Annotated in this window: 10 protein-coding genes; 1 reads left to right on the top strand and 9 read right to left on the bottom strand. The window is 69.4% G+C overall.

Translation table 11 applies throughout. From position 1 onward, the window contains the following. Positions 1-50: 50 nt before the first annotated feature. From cas2 to cas3, 8 genes are all read right to left on the bottom strand, one after another. Positions 51-341, bottom strand: coding sequence for a CRISPR-associated endonuclease Cas2 (gene cas2, locus ABD056_RS21785; RefSeq protein WP_097278404.1), 291 nt, complete (start codon positions 339-341; stop codon positions 51-53). 13 nt (positions 342-354) lie between these two features. After that, positions 355-1395, bottom strand: a complete 1041-nt coding sequence (gene cas1c / locus ABD056_RS21780; protein WP_343870267.1) for a type I-C CRISPR-associated endonuclease Cas1c — start codon at positions 1393-1395, stop codon at positions 355-357. Then, positions 1392-2081, bottom strand: a complete 690-nt coding sequence (gene cas4, locus ABD056_RS21775; protein ID WP_343870266.1) for a CRISPR-associated protein Cas4 — start codon at positions 2079-2081, stop codon at positions 1392-1394. The genes cas1c and cas4 overlap by 4 nt, the downstream gene beginning before the upstream one ends. Positions 2082-2106: 25 nt before the next feature. Then, positions 2107-2991, bottom strand: coding sequence for a type I-C CRISPR-associated protein Cas7/Csd2 (gene cas7c / locus ABD056_RS21770; RefSeq protein ID WP_343870264.1), 885 nt, complete (start codon positions 2989-2991; stop codon positions 2107-2109). Positions 2992-3023: 32 nt separating this feature from the next. Next, positions 3024-4874 (bottom strand): type I-C CRISPR-associated protein Cas8c/Csd1, encoded by a 1851-nt coding sequence (gene cas8c, locus ABD056_RS21765; RefSeq protein ID WP_343870262.1) that lies wholly within the window; start codon positions 4872-4874, stop codon positions 3024-3026. Next, positions 4871-5542, bottom strand: a complete 672-nt coding sequence (cas5c, locus tag ABD056_RS21760) for a type I-C CRISPR-associated protein Cas5c (protein ID WP_343870260.1) — start codon at positions 5540-5542, stop codon at positions 4871-4873. Before cas5c ends, cas8c begins: the two co-directional genes overlap by 4 nt. A gap of 13 nt (positions 5543-5555) precedes the next feature. After that, entirely contained in the window at positions 5556-5735 is a 180-nt protein-coding gene (locus tag ABD056_RS21755) for a hypothetical protein (protein ID WP_343870258.1), read from the bottom strand. A 134-nt stretch (positions 5736-5869) separates the two neighbouring features. After that, on the bottom strand, positions 5870-8080 hold the full coding sequence (gene cas3, locus ABD056_RS21750; protein ID WP_343870257.1) for a CRISPR-associated helicase Cas3': 2211 nt from the start codon (positions 8078-8080) through the stop codon (positions 5870-5872). A gap of 464 nt (positions 8081-8544) precedes the next feature. On the opposite strand from cas3, the gene ABD056_RS21745 reads away from it, so the two are divergent. After that, entirely contained in the window at positions 8545-10167 is a 1623-nt protein-coding gene (locus tag ABD056_RS21745) for a recombinase family protein (protein ID WP_343870255.1), read from the top strand. Between the two features lie 1055 nt (positions 10168-11222). On the opposite strand, the gene ABD056_RS21740 is transcribed toward ABD056_RS21745, so the two are convergent. Next, positions 11223-11641: hypothetical protein (locus ABD056_RS21740; RefSeq protein WP_425545071.1), on the bottom strand; the 419-nt coding region annotated here is incomplete at its 5' end.

The raw sequence follows: 11641 nt of genomic DNA, 5'->3' as shown, positions 1-11641 counted from the left end.
TTTGAATCACAGCCGCGCCTCGTTGGGAATCCTGTTTATGGCTACAGAACCTAGAGGATCAGCGGACCGTCGAGGTCGAGAGCCGGCTTGGCGCCAACGTGCTCCACCTTCAGGCGCTTGCCGGAGCCGAGGAAGTAGAAGCGCAGGCTGTCCTTCTCCGGGTCCATGAGGTCCAGCAGCTCGGCCCGCAGGGCGGTCCACTGGGCCGGATCGACGTCGCATTCGAAGACCGAGAACTGAACGCGCTGCCCGCGGTTCAGACACGCCTTGGCGATCCGCCGCAGGCGGCGCCGGCCGGCACGATCCTCCGTCGACACGTCGTATGTCACCACGACCAGCATGGCCCCCTCCTCGTCAGCGGGCCAGCCAGGGCGGATAAGCGTCGAGGTCGCCGCGCAGGTGCATAGCGAGCAGGCGCGCCTGCACGTGCCACAGCAAGCCGACCGCGACGGTCTCGCCGGTGAAGGGATGCCGCACCTCCTCGCCCTTGCGCTCCTGATAGGCGACGAGCACGGCCTTGCGCGCCTCTTCGGTCAGGGTCACCGCACCGGTGGACGCCGTTTCGAAGTCGTTGGCGCGGAGTTGCCCGCGGTTGACCAGGGACAGAACCAGCCGATCGGCGAACCAGGCGCGGAACTCCTCGACCAGGTCGAGCGCCAGGCTCGGGCGGCCCGGACGCTCGCGATGCAGGAAGCCGACCTGCGGGTCGAGCCCCACCCCCTCCAGCGCCGATCGCACGTCATGGGTCGTCAGGGTATAGATGAACGACAGGAGGGCGTTCACGGGGTCGGTCGGTGGCCGGCGGACCCGCCCTTCGAAGGTGAAGGTGGGATCGCGCGCCCGCAGCAGCGCCGGGAAGGCGGCGAAGTAGGCGTTGGCGCCCTGCCCCTCCAGGCCCCGCAGTTCGTCGACCGTCGCGGCCAGCCCCGCCGGAGACCGCAGGCGGCGCAGCAGCGCTTCCAGGGCCTCGCGCGCCGCCGGCAGGCGCCCGCCGTCGTCGGCGCCATGATCGCGCAGGGCCCGCAGCACCACATGCCGCTGGTTCGCCAGCTTGCCGGCGACGATGGAGCGCACGATGGTGGCGCACCGCGCCGGGTCGTCCGTCACGGCATATTGCGCCCGCCGCAGGCGCACGTTGCCCGACACGGGCCCCTCGGCTCGCGCCAGGAAGCGCCCGTGTTCGGTCAGCCAGGTCACCGTCACGCCCACCTCGGCGCAGTGGCCGAGCAGGAAGGGGCTGACGGAGATGCGGCCGAAGCAGACGACGCCGTCCACCTTGTGCAACGGCACGCGGGTCTTGCCCCCGTCCTCGCGGGTAGCGAGCAGGCAGTCACCCTCCTTGGCGAGATAGGTGCCCTGCGACGCGATGTAGAGCGTGTTGCCGAGTTGCTTCATGGCCCGTCGTCCTCTTCAGCGGTCCCGGCGTCATCGGCCAGCAGGCGGCCCAGCGCCCGGTCGAGCCACCGCGCCGCCGAGCGGCCGGCCACGGCGGGCCGGCAGATGTCGACCAGTGAACAGGACCGGCAGCGGGGGTCGTCCACCAGCGGCGGCGGCAGTGCTGGCGCCCGCAGCAGGCGGCGCAGCTCGGCGGCGAGGTCTTCCGTTCGGGCCCGCAGGGCGGCGTCGAACGGCACCCTTTGGCGCCGCCGCGGCTGGCCGTAGAACAGCGCCCCTTCCGGCACCGGCAGCCCCAGCATGTCCTCCAGGCACAAGGCCTGGGCACAAAGCTGCACGCGGTCGGCGTCGTGGTCCTTGTGGCGGCCGCGCTTGTATTCCACCGGCAGCGGCCGCCACGGCGCATCCGGGGCGGCGGGATCGCGGTAGAACTCCACCACGTCGGCGCGCCCCGTCAGGCCGAGGCGACGGCTCGCCAGCGGCACCGCGCGGGCGATGCGCAGCCCGCCGCGCACCTCCTCCTCCGGCGTGTCGACACGGTCGTGCAGCACCCGGCCCTCCGCTGTCAGCCGGTTCTCCGCCCACTGGCGCTCGCCGTGGATGAGGACGCACTGGCGCGGGCAGAAGACCAGGTGCTGCAAGGCCGACAGCGGCAGGAGGTCGATGTCATCGTCGTCTTCCTCCATGGCGTCCGCTCCCGGCCTGCGCGGCCTACAGCAGGATTTCGGCCGTGACGCCGGCGGGCACGCCCGCTTCGTCGAAGGTGACGGCGTAATCCTCGAAGGTGCGGGCCGGCGCGTCGGGGGCGCGGCCGGCGGCGGGGCCGGTCTTCACCAGCTCCAGCAGCTTGTGGGCCGGGGCGTTGCCGAGGGCGCTGTCGTGCCGGAAGGCGATCAGGCGGCGCGCCGTCATCCGCCCGCGGGAGGCGGAACGGTCGTGGTCGAACATGTTGATCAGAGCCTGCCACAGAAGCTGCAGATCGTCTTCCGAGAAGCCGGTGGCGTTGGCGAAGTGGGGCGACAGGAAGCCCTCGGCGCGGTAGAGCGCATAGGGGACGATGTGCTTCTCGCCCATGGTCCGGTTGTCGCCCGACTGCTTCTCGGCTTCGGCGACCGTGGTGACGGCCATGCGGGTGATGCTGACGGGCAGCGGCTGGATGGCGTCGACGCTCTGGGCGAAGGTGATCTGGATCGGCCCGCGCACCTGGCCGCAGTTGACGTCGGTGGTCATGACGGCCCCGAAGGCGCGGATGTCGAAGAAGGTCTTGCACATCCACTCGGTGACCGCCTTGGCGTCCTCGCCCTTCTTCGGCAGCTTGCGCGGTTCCGACGCCAGGCCGAGGCCGTCGTAGGCACGGCGGTTCTGCTCGTTCAGGATGGCGCGCTCGCGGACGTAGATGTCGTATCCCGCCGCGTCGCCCTTCGCCAGCGCGACGAAGTTGCGGATCTTGCGCTTGAGGCAGACGTCGGTCACCAGGCCCTTCTGGGTGGCGGGGTCGACGCGCGGCATGTTGCCCATGTCCGGGTCGCCGTTCGGATTGCCGTTGGCGACGTCGAAGTAATAGACGAACTCGATGCGGTTGCTCAGGACGCTCATGGTCTTCCCCCTCTCGGAACTGTCGCGGCGGCTCAGGCGGCGGTATCGGTGTCGGCGTCGGAAACCTCGGCGGCGGGCGTCTCGCCCTTGCGGAACAGCGCCTGACGCTGCTGGTAGTAGCCGAGGAAGAACAGGCCCTGGTGATCGGGCGTCAGGCTGGCCGGAATGGCGCGGACCTCGTCGAGGATCTCAGCGACCAGGCGGTCGTACCACACCGACAGGCCGCGGCCGTCGCGCGCCACCTTCTTCAGGTGCGCCCCCTTGAGGCGCAGCAGGTGCGGGAACACGGCCATGGGCGTGCCCGAAGCCGACGACAGGAACTTCTGCCCGATGCCGGCATTGACCGAGCCGCCGTGGGCCGCCTCCTGAATGCGCTCCAGGACGGCGAACAGGCGGCCGAGGCGGTAGCCGACCTCGGTACGGGCGGGATCGAGGCTCATGGGGATCATATCCTCCGGCTGGCCGGCAAAGCGCCGGCGGCGGTTGTATTCGGCCTTCAGCAGGGCGACGCGCGGGTGGGTGACCCAGCCGTCAGCACGGAACCGCGCCAGCAGCAGCGCCGGCAGGGTCTGCGGATAAGGGCCGCCGGTCAGCACAGCGCGGGCGATGTCGCCGTGCAGCTTCTTCATCGTGTCGAGGGAGTTGGTGCCGCGCGCCTTGCCGTCGCGGTCCTTCGGCCGCGTCTCCTGTGCCAGTGCCCACAGCGACGGCGACGGCGGCCGGTTCGGGTGGTCGAGGTCGAGCGCGAGATCCTGGTGGTGCTCGCCCAGCCGCCGCAGCATCTCGCCCACCGGTGCGACGTCCCAGAACCGCACCGACAGGCGGGCGGCGTTGGGCGCGAGGCCGAGCACGTGGAAGCGTACCGCCGCGTCGTTCAACAGGTCGGGATCGGTCACCCGCCGGCCGTCGCGCAAGGCCACCAGAAGGCCGCGCAGGCGATCGGCGCGGGCCGCTTCCAGGTCATCGGCGGCGGCCTCGGCGATCAGTTCCTCCCATTCCCGCCACGCCGGATCGACCAGGGCCGGGATCAACGTCTCGGCCGCCGAGGCCTTCTCCGCCCAGAAGACGGTGGTCGTATCGCCGATCGTCAGGGACTGCCGCATCTCGCGCCGCAGCAGGTGGTTGAGGGCGGTGGTGTATCCGAAGGCCGCCGCCTCCCCCACGGGGGCATTGAAGCTCTGGTCCTTGCCGTAGGACGTGGCGGCGGCGATGTTGAACGACACCAGCGACGCGCCGCTGGTCTGGGCGCCCTGGACACCCTTGATGGGGGCGTGCAGGCGGGCGATGGGGCCGATCTCGCCGGTCACCAGGCACTGGCCCTCGGCGCCGGCTTCCGCCGCCGCCACGTGGCGCGCCCAGGCCTCGCGCAGGGCCGGCACGTCGTGCACGAAGGGCTCCCCGCCCGGCAGGTCGAGCACCTGGAACACCAGCCAGCCGTCGACGAGATCCTCGTGCGCCGCCAGCCGTTCCGCCGCCTCCGCCGGATCCCAGCCGGCGAAGTGGGCGCGGATGGCCCGCGCCGCCGGATGATCCAGACCGGCCAGCAGCCGCTCGTGCAGCTCGCGCGCCGCCTCGAACTGGGTCCGCGCCCGCTCCGGCTTGCCCTTGCCGTCGTGGCCGCACAGGTAGCCGGCGTTGTCACACAGGAACCCCGGCACCACCTTGACCGTCCGCTGCGGCGGCTGCGGCACCTGGATGAGGCGCGGCACCTGGCGCTTGCCGTCGGTAGTGCGCAGGTCGAGGATGTCCTGGAAGCGCCCCTCGCGGTCGAGCACCACGGCCCCGACCACCTTGGTCAGGGCGAAGCCGAGGGGCGGCAGGGCATCCGGGCCGTCACCGGCGGACAGCCGGCGGTAAAGTTCGTGGAGGGCGGTGAGGATCATGACGCGGCCCTCCCGCGGGGCGTGAAGGGCGGCACGTCCAGCACGCCGTCGCGCAGGACGGCATGGAAGAAGTGCGGCGTCATGCCGTCGGCGAAGTCGATGTCGTGCAGCATCCAGCCGAGATCGCGCTCGCCGCGCAGGGCATCGGGCACGGTCTCCAACTCGCCCGGCTCCACGGGGCCGAAGAAGGCGGTGAACTCGCGGGTGCCGAGGCTCGGCTGCCACGCGCACTGGCCGCGCTCGATGCGCCGGCGCGCCATCTCCAGGTGCTTGGCGGGATTGTCGCCGGGACCCGCCCGCTCGGTCATGTCGAAGTGGGCCTCGATGACGTATTCCACGTCGCGCAGAACCAGGGCGGCGCGCTGCTGCCGGTCGTCCTCGACCACGAGATAAGGCATCGGCTTCTCGCCCCGCGCCGCTTGGCGGGCCAAGGTGTAGGGCGCCTTGCCGGCCACCTCGTTGCGACGGATGGTCTCGAACCGGATGGGCCGGCGCACGTGGATGCGGTCGATCACCCAGCGGATGGCCGGCTTCCAGTGCACCGCATCAAGGATGCCGCGCGCCGCCGACGGCGTCAGCACCTCGTAGCTCGCCCGCTCGGTCTTGAACTCCGGGCGGCTGAACAGGGCGTAATCGCCCCACACCTTGATCTGGATACCTCTGGTCATATCCCCCCCCTTCCTACGCAGACAAATCCGAAGGCCCGTCGCCCCCTCCGGCGGCACGTGACATGAGCCGCAGCAGGCCCGTCAGCAGACCCGGGCCAACGAGCTTGCGCAGGGCCGTTGTCTGTTCCTGGTGCGGCCGGGCACCTTCTTCCGTCTGACCGTACGAAATTTCAAACCGGATGAACTTACGCATGCGCTGCTCCTGGCGGAGTGCGACCGGGCCGCCGTTAGCCCGATCGCAATCACAACACTGCACAGGTTTCTACCCACAGCGCGTCACGCTGACAGTTCCTGTGTATATTGTGATTGCGACCGTGGCAAGAGAACTTACAGCACGTTTTCCCCGTAGCTCCTCTCCTGCTCCCGGCGACGAAGGCCGAGGCGGCTGTCGTAGAGATCCAGGGTCACCAGCCGCACGAAGGCATCCCCCGGCCCCAGGCGTCCCAGGGCACCATCACGGTCGAGGGCGGCGAAAAGGCTGCGGTAGACCGAGACGCTCACCTGCTGCAGGGCCCGCAGCACCTGCCGAGACACCGGGAAACCGCCGCGGGCGGCACGCTGCAACTCCTCACACAGCGCTTCGGCCCCCTCGGCGGGCACGATTACCGGCACCGTCTCTTCGCCGACGAGCCGCATGTCGGCGGCGGCGCGGCGGAAGTCCCATTGGCCGGCCGCCCCTATGTTGCGGGCGAAACAGCCCATGACCGCCTTGTGATCCGTCTCCGCCACGGCCAGCAGGCTCGCGAAGTAGCGTTCCACACGAGCGGGTGCGAGCGGGTCGCCGTCTTCCGCGAGGATGGGCCGGCCGAGGGTGCGGCGTCGCTCCAGATCGGGGAGGAAGAGCTTGCGGTCGTGGTCGAACACGACGAACCGGCCGGTCCCCCGGCCCTCGCGGTTGCAGCGGCCGGCCGCCTGGGCCAGCGAGTCGATCCCGGCCGCAGCGCGATAGACGACGGGGAAGTCGATGTCGACGCCGGCTTCGATCACCTGCGTACTCACCAGGCGCACGGGCAGCCCCTCCTTCAGGCGCTGCTTCACCGCGGACAGGATGCGGCGGCGGTCGGCAGGGCAGAGACCGGCACTGAGGTGCCAGACTTCGTCGGGCTCCGCTCGCCCCTCTGCCAGACGCTCATACAACTCGGCGGCATGGGCGCGGTTGTCGACGATGCACAGCACCTGCGGCTCGCCCCGCAGCCGCTCGATAAGAGCGTCGTCGGACAGCCGCCCGGCCTTCTCGGTGGTCACACGACGGAACCGCTCATAGAGAGCCGCCTTGTCGGCGACGATTTCGCGCGGCGGCGGCAGAGCGGTGCCGAGGGAACCGACCGTAAGGTCGGGCTGCGTCGCCGTGCACAGCAGCAGGGTCGTGCCATAGTCGCGCCACAACCGCTCCAGCGCCGCCACGCACGGCGTGAGGTGGGCGGTCGGCAGCGCCTGCACCTCGTCGAGCACCACCACCGCCCTGGCAAGGTTGTGCAGCTTGCGGCAGCGCCCCGGCCGGTCGGAGAACAGGCTTTCGAAGAACTGCACGGTGGTGGTGACGATCACCGGTGCGTCCCAGTTCTCCTCCGCCAGCGCCGCACGCTGGGGGCCGATGCGCTCGCCGCCGGCCGGCAGCGGGGCCGCCGAATGGTGCTCCAGCACCGCTTCGGCCAGGTCGGGCCCTAGGGCCTCGCGGAACACCGCCGCCGTCTGTTCGATGATCGAGGTATAGGGGATGACGTAGACCACCCGTCGCTGCCCGTTCGTCACGGCGTGCTTCAGGGCGAAGGAGAGCGAGGCCAGGGTCTTGCCCCCGCCGGTCGGAACCGTCAGCGAGAAGACGCCCGGCGGCTCGCCCGCCGCAGCGCGTGCCGCCGCCAGGATCTCCGCCCGCGCACCGGCAATGGCCGGCGCCGCCGACGAGGACCCGGCCAGCCGCTGCATGTGGCCGTCGAGCGCCGCCGCCAGGGTCGCCAGCTCGGGCCGCGGCCCCCGCCGCGCCGCCGCCCGGGCGGGATCGCAAAAGCCCTCGGTGCGCAGGAAGTCGGCGTCGCACAGGGCGGAGAACAGCATGCGCAGAAAGAAGGCGGCGCCGAACGAGTCCTTGGGGTGCGCCATGAAGGGTGGCAGCGGCAAAGGCGGCGGCGGCAGGGGCAGGGACTGCGCCTCGGGCGCGAGATCGTGCGCCACGGCGGCGCGTCCGTCGTGCAGCCGCTCGGCGAAGGCGGCCTCCCCTTCCCCTGCGGGGAGACCGGCGTGGTGCGCCGAGGTCACGATGCCGAGCAGCGTACCGGCGATCGCCCCGTACCGCTCCACCGCCAGCGCCGCTCCGGCGGACGCATGGGGTGCGGCTGGTCCCTCGGACCGGATGTAGCGCTGGAAGGACAGCCGGTACTTGCCGGCATCATGCAGCCAGCCGGCGGCCGCGCCCCATTCGGGCGCTCCGAACGCGCCGGCGAAGGCCTCCGCCTCCGCCGCCACCTCGGCGAGGTGATCCGAAAGGGGTTCCCACCCCGGCCCGACAGGCCCGACCCCGCTATGAGCGTAATGGTCCACAAGAACCCCTTCAGCACTCGCGATGTCTGCATTAGATATCAGGATGGCCCGATCCGCGAGTCACATATGATCGGACTGGCAACCTGATGAGGATGCGCTACTGGGGGGGGGCACCGCGGTCCACTGCGATAGCAATTGCGTAGGGTGTCCGCCCCCGCCCACGCTACCTACGGACATCCATCGGGCCTCGACCCTGCCCTACCCAGGCGCAGCTTTTTTCACCCGCTGAGCGTGGCGCAGCCATGCGAGTAAGGGCGGGACGCTCACCGGGCGGTCAGTAGGCCACCAGTGGGCCTACCTGACATACCCTGCCACATGTACGACAGAGAATGTCGTGGAAAGACGTAGAAACTCGTAGACACGCGCGCCTGGCGAGCGTTTTCCCCGTCCCCCTCCTCATTTCAGCTTGCGGCACCGCCTTCCACCGCTTATTCCCCCCGATTCCGAACATGGGGAATATCAGGATGTTGGCCGCGATCTACGCCCGCCATTCCACCGACAAGCTGCAGGGCTCGACCGAGGATCAGATCGCCCGTAGCATGCAGCACTGCCGGCGCCTCGGCTATACCGTGGTCGAGATCTTCTGCGACAGGGCGACCTCCGGCGCCACCATGATGAACCGCGCCGGGATCAAGCACCTGATCAGGAAAACCCTGAAGGGCCGGTTCGAGCGCCTCATCGCCGAGGACCTGTCCCGCCTCAGCCGAGACCAGGGTGACATCGCCACGTTCTTCAAGCGTTTGAGCTTCGCCGATATAGTGTTGGAGACGGTCGCGGAGGGCGTGATCGGTGAACTGCACATCGGCCTGAAGGGCAGCATGAACGCGCTCTACCTGAAGGACCTGGCGGACAAGACCCGGCGCGGCCAGATCGCCTCCGTGCAACGGGGCGCCGTACCCGGTGGCCAGGTCTATGGCTACGACATCGTGCGGCGCTTCGACGAGGCCGGCGAGCCCATCCGGGGCGCTCGCGCCATCAACCAGGAACAGGCCGAGGTGGTGCGGCAGATCTTCACCGCCTTTGCCGACGGCACCAGTCTGAAGCGCATCTGCCAGGACCTGAACGCGCTCGGCGTCCCCTCCCCCGCCGGCGGCAAGTGGGGCGTGACCACCTTGGTGGGCTCGGCCTCGCGCGCCACCGGCATCCTGCGCCAGACGCTCTACAAGGGCGTGGTCACCTTCAACCGCATGCACTTCAAGAAGCACCCGGAGACGGGCAAGCGGCTATCGGTGCCCCGACCGCCGGAGGACTGGGTGCAGGCCCCGGTCCCGGACCTGGCGATCGTTGACGCCGACCTCTTCGACCAGGTGCAGACCCTGATCGACCAGCGCTCCAGCGCCCGCAAGGAGGTGGTCGAACAGCGCAAGATCGAGGATGCCGAGGCCAAGGCCGCCCGCGCCGCGGCCAAGCAGCGGAAGTGGCGGCTGGAGCAGCAGGAGAGGCCGCGCAAGCTGACCCTGCCGGTGTTCTCCGGCCGGCTGCACTGCACCGAGCACGACGTGAAGATCCGCACCCAGCACTGGCGCCACTACGCCTGCCCGGAAAAGGGCTGCGCCAATCGCGGCCTCAAATGGGACGAGCTGATGCCGCTGTGCATCGATGCCCTCGGCCAGCTCACGACCGACGACATGATGGCGCACTTCACGTCTTCAGGCCCGGTGGCCGAGCGGGCTTCCCATGATGCCGCCATTGCTGACCTGGCCCGTCGGATCGAGGAACGCCGCGCCTCGGTGCGGGCGATCCTGACCACCCTGGGGCCGCAGGCTCGCACAGAGAACGTGCGCCAGGTGCTGGAGGAGCAGGAACAGGAGATCCGCCGCCTGACCTATGAGCAGGCGCGCCACCAGCGCCAGCGGGATGCCCTGCAGCCCTCGCCTGCGGCGGTCGACGCTGCCCTGGCGCGGTTCCGGGCCATGCTGACTCAGCTCCGCCTTGCGCCGGAGGACCACCGCCTCACGGTGCCCCTGAAGGCCTGTGTGCAGCGGTTCGAGGTGACGACGGTCGAAGATGCCGAGGCGCGCAAGGGCCGCCGGCGGATGGTGCGGGCGGTGTTCAATGTGCCGAAGGTGATGGAGCTGGAGGGGTGATCATGGGGGTGCCGGCGGAGGCTGTTGCCCTTCGCTGACATCACCTTCCGATGACTGCCACTGCAGCTTGGGGAAGGGCACCAGCCGCCACTGCTGCACCTCGACCTCCAGTTGCTGCAGGCACTCCTGCAGCCTGGCGATCTCCGCCCTCACCCACGCCTGCCGCTCCGGCGTTCCCGGTGCCGGCTCACGGGCAGGCTGGATGTAGCACCCCCTGCTGCCTGCACGGCTGCCCTTCACGCCCTGGTCCGAGGTGAAGCGCCTGGAGAAGGTGCAGCGGGAGAAGGCGCGGGCGCTTCTGGCCGAGGCCGCGTAACGCCCCGCGCGTGGCCCTCTGGCAAGTCCCCGGCGTGGTGCCGCTACCACCCCTGCGGGGAACGGGAAGACACACCTGAGGGCACGGCAGGGGACTGTTTCACAGCCGGGCGCAGGGCCGGAATCTTCTCCGACAGAGTGAAGAATGGCTCGTGGCTGTAGAGGTTTCCGAGGATGTGTAAGATGCGAAGAACCGCTTCGTATTCGACTCGGGACAGGTGCTGGAACTTCTCTTTCATTAACCGCTTCAGGAGAAGGACCTCATCGCACCAGTTGCGTCCGAGATGCTCCTTCCGGTATGTGTTCGCAGCCTCCTTCGCCGTCCGAAATCTACTTTCGCCCCTAAAGAAGGGGGAACTGAAAGAGGCGAGAAGCAACCACTCCTCCCCACTGAAAATCTCCCCAGTGGTTTCTAAGTGTCTCCAGTAATAGGATAGAGCGTCTGTGACGGCCCCAGACGGATTTGCCAGCGGCATCCCGTCGTCTGCGTAGAACAGCGTGTCCACTACGTCAGGCTCGCAGCAAACCTCGATGGTCCGCCCCTGCAAACTCGTGTGCGTAGCTGCCCGCCGCCAGTCATGCTCGCCCCCGGTCATAGTGTCCCCGCGTTTCAATGCAGCGGAAACATACTATCACGCCCTCCACACCCGTCACCCCCATTCAACAACGAACCCCGCATCCTCGACACTGACCTCGCGGAGGCGCTGGGGTTCGCGGAACCGCGCGCATTCGCAACCCCATCAAGCGCCATAGGGCGGCACTCGCTGCCGTGGGACCGCTTCACCATGAAGCGGTTCAACAGACGAGCGGTATTTCACCCGATTGGTCTTGTTCGGCCGCGTCCCCGGTTCGGGAAGCTTGACCAGGCGCACTGCCGCCGCCAGTTCGGCGCCGGCCGTCGCGAGAGCGTCGGCCTCGGGCGGCCGGGGCGGGAAGCGATCCGGCCACGACAGGGTGTAGTCCTGGGTGAGAAGGGACATGCAAGCAGCCTCGAAAGCGCCGCCCTCGATGACGTAATCGCTCACGCTGTCGCCCGTGCGCTTGCCGCCAGGTGCACCGGTGTCGCTCGGCATCAGCCGGAGGGCTTCCATCTTGGCCGCCCACTCGAGGTTGTGATAGCGGCCCCGGCCGGGCTTGCCGTGGTGGTGCTGCCACTGGT

The sequence above is a fragment of the Caenispirillum bisanense genome, assembly GCF_039523075.1.
In the GTDB taxonomy this organism is placed as follows: domain Bacteria; phylum Pseudomonadota; class Alphaproteobacteria; order Rhodospirillales; family Rhodospirillaceae; genus Caenispirillum; species Caenispirillum bisanense.
The sequence above is the reverse complement of the archived record's forward strand: the minus strand, read 5'-3'. Positions and strand labels throughout refer to the sequence as shown.